Raw genomic sequence first — 14102 nt, 5'->3', positions numbered from 1 at the left:
GACGCAGCATGGCCCTCACCAGCGACCTCCTCGACATCCGGACGATCTACCACGAGCCCACGGTGGGCGATTACCCGATCGGCAGGGAGATCCTGACGCGCTTCCCCGACGCCGAGCGCATCCCCGTGCCGTCGCACTGGAATATCCCGGCGCTCCACGGGAACGCGGGATCGGTGGAGGACTGGGTCCGGATCAAGCGCTCGACCCTGGTGCTCGGCGTGAAGAAGGGCCTGACCATGCGTCCGAACGGCCGCAGCGCCCACTTCATCGCGCCCTCGACCTCGAACGGATGCGCCATGGCCTGCGCCTATTGCTACGTGCCGCGGCGCAAGGGCTTCTCGAACCCGATCTCGCTGTTCGTGAACATCGACCAGGCCTGCGCGGCGATCGCCCGGCACGCGGACCGGCAGGGCCCCCTGCCGGCCCCCGACACGATCGACCCGGCGCACTGGATCTACGACATCGGCGAGAACGGCGACCTGTCGGTGGACGCGGCGGTGAGCAGCGGCGTCCGCACCTTCATCGAGCGGTTCCGCACCTTGCCGAACGCCAAGGCGTCGTTTGCCACCAAGGCGGTCAACCGCGATCTCCTGGCCTACGACCCGCAAGGCAAGACGCGGATCCGTTTCTCGCTGATGCCTGCCCGGATCGCCAAGATCGTCGACGTGCGCACGACGCCGATCCCGGAGCGCATCGCCGCGATCGACGACTTCGTGGCCGCCGGCTACGAGGTCCACGCCAATTTCTCGCCGGTGATCCTCTACGAGGGCTGGGAGGCGGATTGGCGGGCGCTGTTCGCCGAGATCGACGCCACGCTCTCGGACGCCGCCAAGGCGCAGCTCAAGTGCGAGATCATCATGCTGACCCACAATGCGGGGCTGCACGACGTAAATCTAGGCTGGCACCCCAAGGCGGAGGATCTGCTGTGGCGGCCGGATATCCAGGAGGCGAAGGTCTCGGAGGGCGGCGGCACCAACCTGCGCTACCGGACCGGCTGGAAAGGCCGCTGGCTCGCCCGGTTCAAGGCCCTGCTGGCCGAATCCCTGCCCTATTGCACCGTGCGCTACGCGTTCTGAACTCCCGGCCCGGCGGCGCGTTGGCGCGCGGGTTCACGCAGAGGCGCAGGGATGTCGGAGCACGAGAGCTATATCCGCGAAGCGGTCGCGCTGGCCGAGGCGAACGTTCTGGCCGGCGGATCTCCGTACGGCGCGGTGATCGTGCGCGACGGCGCCGTCCTGGTCCGGGCTGCCAACACCGTGCACGCCACCAACGACCCGACCGGGCATGCCGAGATGGTGGCGCTGCGCGAGGCCAGCCAAATGCTGGCGCGGCGCGACCTCTCCGATTGCGTGATGTACGCGAGCGGGCGCCCCTGCCCGATGTGCCATGCGGCGATGCGGCTCGCCGGCTTCCGCGAAGGTTACTTCGCCTTCTCGGCGGAGGAAGCGGAGGAGCACGGAGCCGGCAGCGCGAGCATCTACGCGGAACTGTGCCGCCCCCTGGACGAACAGCCGATGCGACTCAGCCAGATCCGGCCGGCGGGCGAAGCGCCCTACGCGGCCTGGAAAGCGCGCCGCGGTTCGTGACAGCCCGCGACCCCGCCCGCGGGCGCGCTGAAGCGCCTCAGTGGGTCCAGGGCGCCGTGCGGTTGAACTTGAAGTTATCCGAGTAGGACAGGCCCTTGCGGAACACCGGCTTGGCCGGCTGTTCGACCCGGTAGGCGATGCCCTCGCGCTTGGCGTAGGCGACCGCCTCCTCCTCCGTGTCGAACTCCAGGCGTACCTGCTGCATCATGTCGGCCGATCCGTTCCAGCCCATCAGCGGATCGATCTCGCGCGGGCTGGTCTGGTCGAACTCGAGAAGCCACTGCTTCGTGCGGGCCTGGCCCGACTGCGTGGCGTCCCGGGAGGGGCGGAAGATGCGGGCGCTCGGCATCTGAACTCGACAAGCTCCTGATCGAATGGTCGGGGCGATAGGATTCGAACCTACGACCCCCTGGTCCCAAACCAGGTGCGCTACCAGACTGCGCCACACCCCGACACCCCGTTACGGGTACAGATCCGTAGCGTTTCGCTAGTCCGGGCGCAACGGGGCAGCGGGCCACAGGGGTCATCCCGAGCCGGGATTGACCCGCCAGTTGTCGAAAGCGGGTCCAAGCGGCGACACCCCACTTATCAGACAATTGAGCGGCGCGTACGGTCTTCCTCAGGACGGCGAGGGCTGATTCTCGCACCGACGAACCGAACTGCATTCCATTGGGGGGCGGTGGAGACGCGGCGCGGAGATTGGCGGTGGGGGATCTTGGTCCTCGTCGCTCCCGCTGAGACGATGCCCCGGCCCACGATTCTATTCGACCGGCATCCTCTGCGATGCGTACGGGGTGAGCAGCCGGCGATCGCCTGACGAACCCGGCGCGGCGCCGCTCTCCGCCACTGGCATCGCCCCGTCGTTCCTATATCGCGGTTGGCCCGCGCCCGGATCGGCGCGCCGGTGCCAGGAGCCCAATCCCGTGTGGACGCCAAGCGCGCGCTACCCCGACCCGGCGGTCGAGATCCTCGACGCCTCGTTCGCCCGCTACCGGGTGTTCAGCGCGGCGGTCGAGCGCCTCGCCACCGGCTGCCGCTGGAGCGAGGGGCCGGTCTGGTTCGGGGATGGGCGCTATCTCCTGTGGAGCGATATCCCGAACAACCGGATCCTGCGCTGGGACGAGGAGACCGGCGCCGTCGGCACGTTCCGCAGGCCGTCGGGTTTCGCCAACGGCAACACCCGAGACCGCCAGGGGCGGCTCGTCACTTGTGAGCATGGCGGCCGCCGGGTGGTGCGGACCGAGTATGACGGGTCGCTCACCGTGCTGGCCGACGCCTTCGAGGGCCGGCGCCTCAACGCACCGAACGACCTCGTCACCGCGCGCGACGGCGCGGTGTGGTTCACGGATCCGACCTTCGGGATTTCGGGCTACTACGAGGGCGAGCGCGCCGAATCCGAGCTCCCCCAGAACGTCTACCGGCTGGACGCGGAGACCGGCGCCCTGGACGTGGTCGCGCACGACATCGCGGGTCCGAACGGCCTGTGCTTCTCACCGGATCAATCGCGGCTCTACCTCGTGGAATCCCGCGGCGAGCCGACCCGGCGCATCGTCGCCTTCGACGTGGTCGGCGGCCGGACCCTGCGCGATCGCCGGGTGCTGATCGATGCCGGGCCTGGCACGCCGGACGGGATCCGCTGCGATCAGGACGGCAATCTCTGGTGCGGCTGGGGCATGGGTGACGACGCCCTCGACGGCGTCATGGTGTTCAACCCGGAGGGCTGCCTGATCGGCCGCATCCACCTGCCGGAGCGCTGCGCCAATCTGTGCTTCGGCGGCCGGCACCGGAACCGCCTGTTCATGGCGGCGAGCCAGTCGCTCTACGCCCTCTACGTGGACACGCAGGGCTGCCCCGGCGGATGAGGCCGCGATCGCTCCGGACGATGCTTGACCGGAACGCTCCAGAGACCCACCTCCCAACCGCCGGGGGCTCGGAGCCTCCTCTTGGACACCCGATCCACGAGGCGGCCCCAGAGCCTTGTTTTTGCGTCATCCTTTCCGAAAGCCGGCACCCATCGCCCAGGACGACGCGTCAGCGGGACATAATCCGATGATCGATCTGTACTATTGGCCGACGCCGAACGGCCATAAGGTCACGATGTTCCTCGAAGAGGCGGGTATTCCTTACCAGATCAAGGCGATCAACATCGGCAAGGGCGAACAATTCAATCCGGATTTCCTCAAGATCGCCCCAAACAACCGCATGCCGGCGATCGTGGATCACGAGCCGGCCGGCGGCGGCGCTTCGGTTTCCCTGTTCGAATCGGGCGCGATCCTGTTGTATCTCGCCGAGAAAGCCGGCCGCTTCATCCCGAGCGATCCGCGTGGCCGGGCCGAGGTCCTGCAATGGCTGTTCTGGCAGATGGGCGGGCTCGGGCCGATGCTGGGCCAGAACCATCACTTCTCGCAATACGCCCCCGAGAAGATCGATTACGCGATCAAGCGCTACGTCAACGAGACCAACCGGCTCTACGGCGTGCTCGACCGGCGGCTGGCCGATCGCACCTTCGTCGCGGGCTCGGATTACTCGATCGCCGACATGGCCTGCTACCCGTGGATCGTGCCGTGGGAGAAGCAGGGCCAGGACCTCGACCAGCATCCCAACCTCAAGCGCTGGTTCACGGCCATCGCGGAGCGGCCCGCGACCCAGGCTGCCTACGCCCGAGCGCCGGAGATCAACCCCGACCACGGCAAGACCATGAGCGAGGACGCCAAGAAGGTGATGTTCGGCCAGACCGCCGCCACCACCCAGCGCTGACCCGCTCATGACCGGCACGCAGACCGCCCTGCCCCTGCGGGTGATCCACCGGGGCTGGAACACCTTCGGCATCGCCACGCTGACCCAGCCCGACGGCAGCACGGTGCCGCGGGCCCTGGAGGACCACGGCGAGGCGGCCTGCGTGCTGCCCTACGATCCCGAGCGGCGGGTGGCCCTGCTGGTCCGGCAGAGCCGGGTCGGCCCGGCCTTCTGGGGCGAGCCGCCCGCCCTCGACGAGGCGCCGGCCGGGGGCCTCGACGGCGGCGAGCCGGAGGCGACCGCAATCCGCGAGGCGATGGAGGAGGCGGGCGTGCAGCTCGAACGTCTCGAGCGTGTCACCCATGCCTACAGCATGCCGAGCGTTTCCTCGGAGCGCCTGTGGCTCTACCTCGCCCCCTACCATCAGGCCGACCGCGTCGGCCCGGGGGGCGGATTGCCCGGCGAGGGCGAGCAGGTCGAGGTGCTGGAGGTGCCTCTGGCCGAACTCGCGGAGCGGGTCCGCGCCGGGCGGCTGTCCGATCTCAAGACCCTGGTCCTGGTCCAGGCGCTGATGCTGCGCCAGCCCGCGTTGTTCGCCGCATGATCGCACCCGACGCCCCGGCCGGCGATGTCCTCGCCGCACTGCTCGCCTTCACCGAGGGGGCCGCGCCGCTGGCGCTCGCGATGCGCGCGGAGGGTCTCGCGATGACCAACAAGGGGCCCGACCTCGGCCAAGCGCTAACCGAGGCGGACCTCGCCGTGAGCCGCCTGCTGCACGCGCGGTTCGGCCCCGACCTGATCGAGGAAGAGACCGCCGACGACCTCGGCCACGCGGCCGCCAAGGCGATGCTGGCGCGCGAGGCCTGGACCTTCGTGGGCGACCCGATCGACGGCACACGGGCGTTCGCGGGCGGCCTGTCGGGCTGGGGCGTGATGGCGGCGGCCTGCCGGTCGGGCTGGCCCCGCGCGGGCGTGATGAACCTGCCAGCCTGGAACGAGAATCGCTCCGCCCCCGCCCGCACGGAGAATGCGGAGACCGCCGAGGGCATCTTGTTCGCCGCCTCCGAGGGTCAGGCGTTCTGGGCGCCGACCCGGGGCGGGCGCCGGACGGAGGCGCTGCGCCCGTTGGCCCCCTCCCCCCGCCGGACCGGCCATGTCGGCTGGCTCGCGGTCACCGCCCAGCGCTACACCGTGGATTACGGGCGCGGCTGGTTTCCCTGGAGCGAGGGCGGCACGATCTCGGACGCAGCGCTCCTCGCCACGGGCCGGCTCGACGCGACCTTGAGCAACAACAAGCTGTGGGACCTGGCGCCGATCCTGCCGCTGTTCGAGGCCCTGGGATTCGGCCTCTACCACTGGCCCGACCTCGCCGCCCCGCCGGCCGCCTTCATCGACCTGTTCGACGCGGAGCTGTCCGCCCACGACGACCTCTGGCTGGTCTGCCGGGATCGGGACCAGGCGGCCGACCTGGCGAGGGCGATCCGCCGGGCTTAGAACCGCTTACCGCCGAAGTGGGTACCGGTTCGGTGTAATTGAGGGCGTTGTATCAACGGCTCAGAGCCGTTCCGGATTGCCATGTGATCTGGAACGACCCCGAGGCTCGCCGCCCAGCCATTACTACAGACGTGTCCAGGCCATTTTTGCGGCTCTCTACAGGAATACTGACGTCGTGGCCTCGCTGCGCCCTTTGACGGGCGCATGCAGCGTCAGCGGAATGCGACCCGGGATCCGGCGTGGGACAATGCGAAGCGTCCGCTCGCTGCGACGCGGCTTCGTAGCGAACCGCTTCGCGGCGCATGCCTCGCTGGATCCCGAATCGCCTTTCACTGACGCTCCAGACGTCAGGGAAACGGGTGCGTGGCATCGATGCCGACGAGCCCGCAGCTGTTCTTGGCTCTGATCGCGGTATTCGTCGCGAGCGGCCTGCTGCGCTGGTTCGGACACTAAGGCGACGCCGCAATCGCAAAAAGAGGCGGCGCGCCGTCATCCGGCGCGCCGCCTTACTCGCAAACCGCAGCGCTCAGTTCAGGGCCACGTTCGCGGGCCGGCGCTCGGCGCCGACCGTGACGTCGCCAATCATCAGGCCCATCGGACCCGAGCGGACCGACACCGTCTCGCCGTCGTGGATCTTGCCCGAGAGCACCAGCTCGGCCAGCGGATCCTGGACGTTCTTCTGGATCACCCGCTTGAGCGGGCGCGCGCCGTAGGCGGGGTCGTAGCCCTTGTCGGCGAGCCAGATCTTGGCCTCCTCGTCGAGGTCGAGGACGATCTTGCGATCCTCCAAGAGCTTCGCCAGGCGCCCGAGCTGGATCTCCACGATCGCCCCCATCTCCGACCGCGCCAAGCGGTGGAACAGGATGATCTCGTCGACCCGGTTCAGGAATTCCGGCCGGAAGTGGCCCCGCACCACGTTCATCACCTCGTCGCGGACCGCATCGGTGTCCTCGCCCGCGGGCTGGTTCACCAGGTACTCGGACCCGAGATTCGAGGTCATGATCAGAAGCGTGTTGCGGAAGTCGACCGTCCGCCCCTGCCCGTCCGTGAGCCGGCCGTCGTCGAGAACCTGCAGCAGGACGTTGAACACGTCCGGATGCGCCTTCTCGACTTCGTCGAACAGCACGACCTGATAGGGCCGCCGCCGGACCGCCTCGGTGAGCGCCCCGCCCTCCTCGTAGCCGACATAGCCCGGAGGCGCGCCGATCAGGCGGGCCACCGCGTGCTTCTCCATGTACTCGGACATGTCGATGCGCACGAGCGCCGTGTCGTCGTCGAACAGGAAGCCGGCGAGCGCCTTGGTCAACTCGGTCTTGCCGACGCCCGTGGGGCCGAGGAACATGAACGAGCCGATCGGCCGGTTCGGGTCCTGAAGCCCCGCCCGCGCACGCCGGACCGCGGTCGAGACCGCCTCGACCGCCTCGCGCTGGCCGACGACGCGCTTGGCGAGCGCGTCCTCCATGGCGAGCAGCTTCTCGCGCTCGCCCTCCAGCATCTTGTCCACCGGTACGCCGGTCCAGCGCGACACAACCCCGGCGACGTGGGCGGGCGTCACCGCCTCCTCCATCATGCCGTCGCGGCCGCCCTCGGCCTTCTCCTCGATCTCGGCGAGCTGCTTCTCCAGGCCGGGAATCACGCCGTAGGCGAGTTCGCCGGCGCGCTGGTACTGGCCCTGGCGCTGGGCCGCGGCCAGCTCGTTGCGAGCCTCGTCGAGTTTCTTCTTCAGGCCGGCGGCCGTGCCGAGCTTGTCTTTCTCGGCCTTCCACCGGGCCGTGATCGACGCCGAGCGCTCTTCGAGGTCGGCCAGCTCCCGCTCCAGCCGGACCAGCCGGTCGCGGGAAGCGGAATCGGTCTCCTTCTTGAGCGCCTCGGCCTCGATCTTCAGCCGTACGATCTCGCGGTCGACCGAATCGAGTTCCTCGGGCTTCGAATCGACCTGCATGCGCAGGCGCGAGCCAGCCTCGTCGATCAGGTCGATCGCCTTGTCGGGCAGGAACCGGTCGGTGATGTAGCGGTTCGAGAGCGTCGCGGCCGCCACCAGGGCCGAATCCTGGATGCGCACGCCGTGGTGCTGCTCGTACTTCTCCTTCAGCCCGCGCAGGATCGACACCGTGTCCTCCACGGTGGGCTCCGACACGAAGACCGGCTGGAAGCGCCGGGCCAGGGCCGCGTCTTTCTCGACGTGCTTGCGGTACTCGTCCAGCGTGGTCGCGCCGACGCAGTGCAGTTCGCCGCGGGCGAGCGCCGGCTTCAGCAGGTTCGAGGCGTCCATCGCCCCGTCCGCCTTCCCGGCGCCGACCAGCGTGTGCATCTCGTCGATGAACAGGATGATGCCGCCCTCGGCCGCCGTGACTTCGGAGAGCACGCCCTTCAGCCGCTCCTCGAACTCGCCGCGATACTTCGCGCCGGCGATCAGGGAACCCATGTCGAGGGCCAGCAGGCTCTTGTCCTTGAGCGATTCCGGCACGTCGCCGTTGATGATGCGCAGGGCCAGGCCCTCCACGATCGCGGTCTTGCCGACGCCGGGCTCGCCGATCAGGACGGGGTTGTTCTTGGTGCGCCGCGACAGGACCTGGATGGTCCGCCGGATCTCCTCGTCGCGGCCGATCACCGGGTCGAGCTTGCCGTCCCGGGCGGCCTCGGTGAGGTCGCGGGCATATTTCTTCAGCGCGTCGTAGGCGTTCTCGGCCGAGGCGTTGTCGGCGGTGCGGCCCTTGCGGAGCGCATTGATCGCCCCGTTCAGCGACGCGGGCGTGACGCCCGCCGCCTGCAGCGCGCGGCCGGCCTCGGACTCCTTCTCCACCGCCAGGGCGAGAAGCAGGCGCTCGACCGTGACGAAGGAATCGCCGGCCTTCTTGGCGGCGGTCTCGGCGGTGTCGAACAGGCGCATCAGCTCGCGCGTCGCCTGCGGGGCCGACGCATTGCCGGAAACCTTCGGCTGCTTGGCGAGCCACTGCTCGGTCTGCGCCAGCGCGACCCGCGACTGCCCGCCCGCGCGGTCGATCAGACCGGCGCACAGGCCCTCGGGATCGTCGAGCAGCACCTTGAGCAGGTGTCCCGGCTGAAGCTGCGGATGTCCCTCGCGCATCGCGAGGTTCTGAGCCGCCTGGACGAAGCCGCGGGCGCGCTCGGTGTAGAGTTCGAAATTCATGCGTGTCTTACCCTCCCGTGCCGGCATCCGCCGCCCGAGATGGCGCGGCCCTACCGAAACGTCGCCCCCCGGCACTCTGCCGCGAGGGACCCCGGCGCCGAAAGCCGCCGGTGATCCGGATGTGGTGTTGTATTTGCGCACCACAAGGGCTTCGGTACTTGCGCGGCACAGCTTTTCCAAGCCACCTTCGCGCCATGCAAGCCGCGCACGACATCGGCCTCCTCGGCCTCTACCGCTACCCCGTGAAGGGGCTGAGTCCCGAGCCTTTGGAACGGGCGGAGCTGGAGACCAGCGGCTTCTTCCCGGGGGACCGGCTCTATGCCATCGAGAACGGGCCTTCGGGCTTCAACCCGGTGGCGCCGCGGCACCAGCCCAAGACCAAGTACCTGATGTTGATGCGCGACGAGGCGCTGGCCCGCCTGCGCACCCGTTACGACGACGCCACCGCGACCCTCACGGTGGAGCATGCCGGGGAGACGCAGGCCTTCCGGCTCGACACGGAGGCCGGGCGCGACGGGCTCGCCGGCCTGATGCGGAGCTACCTTCCGGAAAGCCTGCGGGGTGAGCCGAGGGTGCTCGCAGCGCCGCCGCAATACCGGTTCACCGATTCGCCCACCGGCTACGTCTCGCTGATCAACCGGGCGAGCGTGGCGGCAGTGGAGGACTATCTCGGTGCGCCGGTCGATCCGCTGCGCTTCCGCGGCAACCTGCTGATCGACGGGCTGGCGCCATTCGCCGAGCTGGACATGGTCGGGCGGGTGATCGAGGCGCCGAGCGGATTGCGGCTCAAGATCACCAAGCGCACCGTGCGCTGCGCCGCGACCAACGTCGATCCGGTGAGCGGCGTGCGCGACCTCGACATCCCCTGGACCCTCGACGCGCGGCTCGGCCACCGCGACCTCGGCGTCTACGCCGAGGTGATCGCCGGCGGGTCGCTGGCCGTGGGCGACACGCTGCGCACCGTCGGTTGATCTGAGCGCGTCAGAACCGGGCCACGTAGGCCGCCAGATCCTTGATGTCGGCCTCGCCCAGGCCCTGCGCCACCTCGTTCATCGCGGGGTCGTAGCCCGGCCGGGCGTTCGACTTGTAGGCCGAGAGCGCTTGCGCGAGGACCTCCTCCCGCTGCGCCCGGATTCGGGGAATCGCATCCCGGCCGGCCAAGTCGGCGCCGTGGCAGGAATTGCACTGGTGCTTGGAGACCAGCGCCTGCGCGCGTGCCACCAGGGCCGGGTCCGCAGCCGGCCCCGACCACGCGGGGGGCGGCAGGGTCGCGACCGCATCGGCATAGGCGCGCAGGTCGTCGTCGGAGAAGCCGGCGGCGACGTCGTTCATCGGCGGGGCCTCACGCTGCTTCTCCCGGAACTGGAACAGCTGCGTCACGACATAATCCGCCTGCTGTCCGCCGAGCGAGGGTACGCCCTCGGTCTCGGAGGTGCCGCTCCCGTGGCAGGCCACGCACGGGGCCAGCCGCTCCGGCACGGCCGACTGGGGTACGGTCGACTGGGGCGCGGCCAGAGCCGCCCCCGCCAGCAGGGCGCCGAGGGGCAGCGCGAGCCCCCGGACAACCCCGATCCTCGACGGACCGCGCATCACTGGCCGTAGCTGACACGGTAGATCGCGCCGTTGTAATCGTCCGAGACGAGCAGCGACCCGTCCTTGGCGACCAGCACGTCCGCCGGGCGCCCGGCATACTTGTTGTCCTGCAGGAAGCCGGTCAGGAACGGCTCGACGGATGCGACCTTGCCGTCCGGGCCGAGCTTCGCCATCACCACGTCGCCCCCGAGCTTCGTCGTGCGGTTCCAGGACCCGTGCCGGGCGATGAAGACCGCATCCTTGTAAGCCTCCGGGAACTGCGCGCCGGTGTAGAACCGCATGCCGAGCGAGGCCGTGTGCGGCCCGAGCAGGCCCGCCGGGGCCGTGAATTCCGAGCAGGAATGGCCCCAGCCGTATTCGGGATCGGTGAACGTGCCCTGGTGGCAGAACGGGTAGCCGAAATGCTGCTTGCCGGGTTCGGTCAGCACGTTCAGCTCGTCGTTCGGGATGTCCTCAGAGACCCAGTCGCGGCCATTGTCGGTGAACCAGAGCTGCTTGTTCTTCGGGTTCCAGTCGAAGCCCACCGTGTTGCGCACCCCGCGGGCGACCACCTCGGCGTTCTTGCCATCGAGATCGATGCGCCGGATCTGGGCGTGCGTGTCCGGGGGCATCACGATGTTGCCGGGCGCGCCGACCGGGACGTAGAGCTTGTTGTCCGGACCGATGGCGATGAACTTCCAGCCATGGGCCTCGTCCTTCGGCAGGTCGTCGTAGACGAGGGTCGGCTTCTCGGCGCCGTCGAGGTGCTTGGCGATGTCGTCGTAGCGCCAGATCTTGGACAGCTCGGCCACGTACAGGGCGCCGTCGTGGAACGCGACGCCGTTCGGACGGTGGAGGCCGGACGCGATGGTCTTCACCACGCGCTTGCCGTCCGGCCCGGCCTGCGGCAGCACCGCGTAGACCTTGCCGACCGTGCGGGTGCCGATGAACAGCGTGCCGTCCGGCGCCTGCGTCATCGAGCGCGCGTTGGCGAGGCCGCTGGCATAGACCTCGACCTTGAAGCCCTCCGGCACCTTCAGCTTGTCGAGCGGCAGCTTGGCGGCGGCGGTGGCCAGGGGTGGCCCCGCTACCGGGGCGAGCTTGGCCGCGTCCCCGCCTTCGGGGCGTCCGTAGAGCGCCGAGCCGCGGTCGACCTGCACGGTGGCCGGGGGCGCCGAGCTGGCCGGCGTCTCCTGAGCGCGCGATCCGCCCGGAGCGAGGGTCCCGAGGCCCAGGCAGGCGAGCGCGGTGGCGAGCCCGCGGCTCAGGATCGGCTTGCTGGCTGGAATCATGGTGTCTCCCGATACGGCCGGCGTCTTGGATCGCCCGGTCCGGTCTGTACTCATTATTCAACGTCTAGCCGTGCAAGGCGAGCCCGCGGACAACCCTCGCGCGACAGCGGGATGCGGTCGTCACCCGCGCTCCGCTATCCGCTTCGCCGGTGGGCAGGCGTGTCGGCGACGTGCCCGTCCGAGAGAACCTTGCCTTTTGGCGGGTGATCTCCGAAAACGCGCGCGTCCGGAACGCTCGCGCTTGGCCGGGGCCCCCGGCGTCCGCCGCGGCCCGGCCGGGGCAGCATTCCGATCCGGTTCGAGGACACGTATCGATGATCGATTACGCGCAGGCGCGGCGGATGATGGTCGACTGCCAGTTGCGGACCTTCGACGTGAACGACAACGCGGTGCTCGACGCGTTCGACACGGTGCCGCGCGAGACCTTCGTGCCGAAAGGCCGCGAGCCGTTCGCCTACATCGATCAGACCCTGAATCTCGCCGGGGCCAACGGCGAGGCCCGTTGCCTGCTGGCGCCGATGGTGCTGGCCCGACTGATCCAGGCCCTTAAGATCCGGCCTGGCGCCAGCGCCCTCGATGTCGGCAGCGGCACCGGTTACGCTGCGGCCGTGATGGCGGAACTCGGCGCGGACGTGACCGCTCTGGAATCGGCGCCCGGTTTCGCCGAGGCGGTCCGTGGCAAACTCGGAACCTCGGCCCGGGTGATCGAGGGTCCGCTGGAGGCCGGCGCCCCCAAGCAGGCCCCGTTCGACGTCATCCTGATCAACGGCCGCGTCGAGGTCAGGCCGCAGGCGCTGCTCGACCAACTCAAGGACGACGGCCGCCTGGCCTGCGTGTTCGGCCCTCATCGCAACGCCAAGGCGACCCTGTTCGTGCGCGCCGGCGACGCCTTCGGCTCCCGCCCGCTGTTCGACGCCTCGCTGCCGCTCCTCGACGCGTTCGCCGCCGAGGTCGGGTTCGCGTTCTGAGCCGGACGGGAGAGCCGTTTCCGATCTTGGGGGGACCGGGCAGGCAAACCCGGTCGCGCGGACAAGTTTTGGCCTGACGGGACAGCCCTGCGCCGCTACAGCCACTCGGCGGACCCGATCGAGGGCGCCTTCACGGCCGGCCCGACGGCCCGACGGCCCGGATGGTAATCGCGCAATCCGGCCCCGCCGCTGCGCGCGGCCAAGTGCCCGCGCGAGGGCCAATCCCGCTCCATTGCGCCGCACAAGCCCCACACGGCCCCGCTCCGAGCCCGGAGCGTCGGCACCCCTCGGATCTTAGCTCTAGACCAAAACTCTATACACCCTGTAATAAGGCGCCAGCTGAACGCTTAAACTCACCGACATTTTAGGAAAACCCAATGGGCGCACGCGTGACGAGGAATAAATGGGTATTCCCAACCGTTGCGGCCATGGTCGGGCTCGCCACCGTGGCGGGATGTCGGGAGCTGAAAGCGCAGGGCGAGCCGCTGCAGCTCTGCCGGTATAAGAAGGTCTTCGCCGACGATTTCAACGACTTGAGCGTATCGAAGTCCAACAACGAGCGGGCGCGATGGTCGGCCCACACGCCCTGGAACGGCGATTTCGGCGATGCACAATTCATCGACCCGATCGATATCTTCGCCGACCCTGAGAAGAATGCACCGTTCATCGTCAAGGACGGAATCCTGAAGATCCGGGCCCGGAAGCACGAGAACGGGAAATGGACGTCGGGCCTCCTGTCCTCGGCCGATCCCACCACCGCCGGCTTCGCGCTGATGTACGGATATTTCGAAGCCCGGATGAAGCTTCCGCCGGGTCCGGGCGTATGGCCCGCCTTCTGGCTGAACTCGAACAAGTCGAAGGACGACAAGACGCCGTCGGTCGAGATCGACGTGCTGGAATACTACGGCCAGTTCCCGGACGGATTCCATTCGGTCTGGCACATCTGGGACAAGGTCGACCCGAAGAAGAACACCGGCGGCGAGATCATCACCTCGGTCCCGAGCGGCTCGCTGAACGACAGCTTCCACACCTACGGGGTCGATGTCACGAAGGAGTGGATCGTATTCTATCTCGACCGGCGCGAGATCGGCCGGACGCCGACGCCGCCCGAGCACACCAAGCCTCTGATGATCCTCGTCAACCTCGCCCTCGGCTCCGGCTGGCCGATCGACAAGACGCCCAACCCGTCCGACCTGCTGGTCGATTACGTCTACGCCTTCGCCCCCGACGAGGCGAAGCGCGACGCCGTCTGCAAGGAGTGAGGCTCTACGACGGGCCGCCTTCGTTCAGCACCGCGCGCCGA

The 14102-nt window shown here is 69.0% G+C and carries 13 protein-coding genes and 1 tRNA gene; 9 read left to right on the top strand and 5 right to left on the bottom strand.

The genetic code is table 11. The features are described 5' to 3' along the window. The first annotated feature begins 8 nt into the window (after window positions 1–8). Both ACYQPG_RS09160 and ACYQPG_RS09155 read left to right on the top strand, forming a co-directional pair. The gene (locus ACYQPG_RS09160; protein ID WP_147905965.1) at window positions 9–1076 is read left to right on the top strand and encodes a spore photoproduct lyase family protein; all 1068 of its coding nucleotides are present in this window, start codon (window positions 9–11) and stop codon (window positions 1074–1076) included. A gap of 51 nt (window positions 1077–1127) precedes the next feature. Further along, window positions 1128–1586, top strand: a complete 459-nt coding sequence (locus ACYQPG_RS09155; RefSeq protein ID WP_147905966.1) for a nucleoside deaminase — start codon at window positions 1128–1130, stop codon at window positions 1584–1586. Window positions 1587–1623: 37 nt separating this feature from the next. Here the strand turns inward: ACYQPG_RS09155 and ACYQPG_RS09150 are convergent, their stop codons facing one another. Together ACYQPG_RS09150 and ACYQPG_RS09145 are read right to left on the bottom strand one after the other, a co-directional pair. After that, window positions 1624–1935: an ETC complex I subunit gene (locus ACYQPG_RS09150; protein WP_147905967.1), complete on the bottom strand. Its 312-nt coding sequence runs from the start codon at window positions 1933–1935 to the stop codon at window positions 1624–1626. A 26-nt stretch (window positions 1936–1961) separates the two neighbouring features. Further along, a tRNA-Pro gene (locus ACYQPG_RS09145) sits at window positions 1962–2038 on the bottom strand. A 471-nt stretch (window positions 2039–2509) separates the two neighbouring features. Here ACYQPG_RS09145 and ACYQPG_RS09140 point away from each other — a divergent pair. The 4 genes from ACYQPG_RS09140 to ACYQPG_RS09125 all read left to right on the top strand — a co-directional run bounded on the left by ACYQPG_RS09140 (window position 2510) and on the right by ACYQPG_RS09125 (window position 5816). Beyond that, window positions 2510–3448 carry an SMP-30/gluconolactonase/LRE family protein gene (locus tag ACYQPG_RS09140; protein WP_461230778.1) on the top strand — a complete coding sequence of 313 codons (939 nt, stop codon included), beginning with the start codon at window positions 2510–2512 and terminating at the stop codon, window positions 3446–3448. 187 nt (window positions 3449–3635) lie between these two features. Next, window positions 3636–4343, top strand: coding sequence for a glutathione binding-like protein (locus ACYQPG_RS09135; protein ID WP_461230777.1), 708 nt, complete (start codon window positions 3636–3638; stop codon window positions 4341–4343). A 7-nt stretch (window positions 4344–4350) separates the two neighbouring features. Then, a complete protein-coding gene (locus ACYQPG_RS09130; protein WP_147905970.1) occupies window positions 4351–4926 on the top strand; it encodes an NUDIX domain-containing protein in 576 nt (191 codons plus the stop codon). Next, window positions 4923–5816: an inositol monophosphatase family protein gene (locus tag ACYQPG_RS09125; RefSeq protein ID WP_461230776.1), complete on the top strand. Its 894-nt coding sequence runs from the start codon at window positions 4923–4925 to the stop codon at window positions 5814–5816. The genes ACYQPG_RS09130 and ACYQPG_RS09125 overlap by 4 nt, the downstream gene beginning before the upstream one ends. 526 nt (window positions 5817–6342) lie before the next feature. On the opposite strand, the gene clpB is transcribed toward ACYQPG_RS09125, so the two are convergent. Further along, entirely contained in the window at window positions 6343–8967 is a 2625-nt protein-coding gene (clpB, locus tag ACYQPG_RS09120; protein WP_147905975.1) for an ATP-dependent chaperone ClpB, read from the bottom strand. Between the two features lie 194 nt (window positions 8968–9161). Between clpB and ACYQPG_RS09115 the strand changes: the two genes are divergently transcribed. Then, entirely contained in the window at window positions 9162–9938 is a 777-nt protein-coding gene (locus tag ACYQPG_RS09115; RefSeq protein ID WP_461230775.1) for an MOSC domain-containing protein, read from the top strand. Between the two features lie 10 nt (window positions 9939–9948). Here ACYQPG_RS09115 and ACYQPG_RS09110 read toward each other — a convergent pair whose 3' ends face one another. Beyond that, complete coding sequence (locus ACYQPG_RS09110) at window positions 9949–10557, bottom strand: c-type cytochrome (protein WP_461230774.1); 609 nt, start codon at window positions 10555–10557, stop codon at window positions 9949–9951. Further along, entirely contained in the window at window positions 10557–11831 is a 1275-nt protein-coding gene (locus ACYQPG_RS09105; protein ID WP_461230773.1) for a PQQ-dependent sugar dehydrogenase, read from the bottom strand. The genes ACYQPG_RS09110 and ACYQPG_RS09105 overlap by 1 nt, the downstream gene beginning before the upstream one ends. Before the next feature lie 314 nt (window positions 11832–12145). On the opposite strand from ACYQPG_RS09105, the gene ACYQPG_RS09100 reads away from it, so the two are divergent. Both ACYQPG_RS09100 and ACYQPG_RS09095 read left to right on the top strand, forming a co-directional pair. Beyond that, window positions 12146–12799: a protein-L-isoaspartate O-methyltransferase family protein gene (locus tag ACYQPG_RS09100; protein WP_461230772.1), complete on the top strand. Its 654-nt coding sequence runs from the start codon at window positions 12146–12148 to the stop codon at window positions 12797–12799. A gap of 377 nt (window positions 12800–13176) precedes the next feature. Next, the gene (locus ACYQPG_RS09095; protein ID WP_147905979.1) at window positions 13177–14061 is read left to right on the top strand and encodes a glycoside hydrolase family 16 protein; all 885 of its coding nucleotides are present in this window, start codon (window positions 13177–13179) and stop codon (window positions 14059–14061) included. Window positions 14062–14102 lie beyond the last annotated feature (41 nt).

The organism is Methylobacterium sp. CM6246, from assembly GCF_054818005.1.
This window is presented reverse-complemented; position numbering and strand designations above follow the sequence as displayed.

Excerpts from the sequence above, each read along its gene's own strand:
- clpB (WP_147905975.1), bottom strand. The coding sequence starts at position 8,967 with ATGAATTTCGAACTCTACACCGAGCGCGCCCGCGGCTTCGTCCAGGCG.
- ACYQPG_RS09135 (WP_461230777.1), top strand. The coding sequence starts at position 3,636 with ATGATCGATCTGTACTATTGGCCGACGCCGAACGGCCATAAGGTCACG.
- ACYQPG_RS09150 (WP_147905967.1), bottom strand. The coding sequence starts at position 1,935 with ATGCCGAGCGCCCGCATCTTCCGCCCCTCCCGGGACGCCACGCAGTCG.
- ACYQPG_RS09095 (WP_147905979.1), top strand. The coding sequence starts at position 13,177 with ATGGGCGCACGCGTGACGAGGAATAAATGGGTATTCCCAACCGTTGCG.
- ACYQPG_RS09115 (WP_461230775.1), top strand. The coding sequence starts at position 9,162 with ATGCAAGCCGCGCACGACATCGGCCTCCTCGGCCTCTACCGCTACCCC.
- ACYQPG_RS09110 (WP_461230774.1), bottom strand. The coding sequence starts at position 10,557 with ATGCGCGGTCCGTCGAGGATCGGGGTTGTCCGGGGGCTCGCGCTGCCC.
- ACYQPG_RS09100 (WP_461230772.1), top strand. The coding sequence starts at position 12,146 with ATGATCGATTACGCGCAGGCGCGGCGGATGATGGTCGACTGCCAGTTG.
- ACYQPG_RS09125 (WP_461230776.1), top strand. The coding sequence starts at position 4,923 with ATGATCGCACCCGACGCCCCGGCCGGCGATGTCCTCGCCGCACTGCTC.
- ACYQPG_RS09155 (WP_147905966.1), top strand. The coding sequence starts at position 1,128 with ATGTCGGAGCACGAGAGCTATATCCGCGAAGCGGTCGCGCTGGCCGAG.
- ACYQPG_RS09130 (WP_147905970.1), top strand. The coding sequence starts at position 4,351 with ATGACCGGCACGCAGACCGCCCTGCCCCTGCGGGTGATCCACCGGGGC.
- ACYQPG_RS09160 (WP_147905965.1), top strand. The coding sequence starts at position 9 with ATGGCCCTCACCAGCGACCTCCTCGACATCCGGACGATCTACCACGAG.
- ACYQPG_RS09105 (WP_461230773.1), bottom strand. The coding sequence starts at position 11,831 with ATGATTCCAGCCAGCAAGCCGATCCTGAGCCGCGGGCTCGCCACCGCG.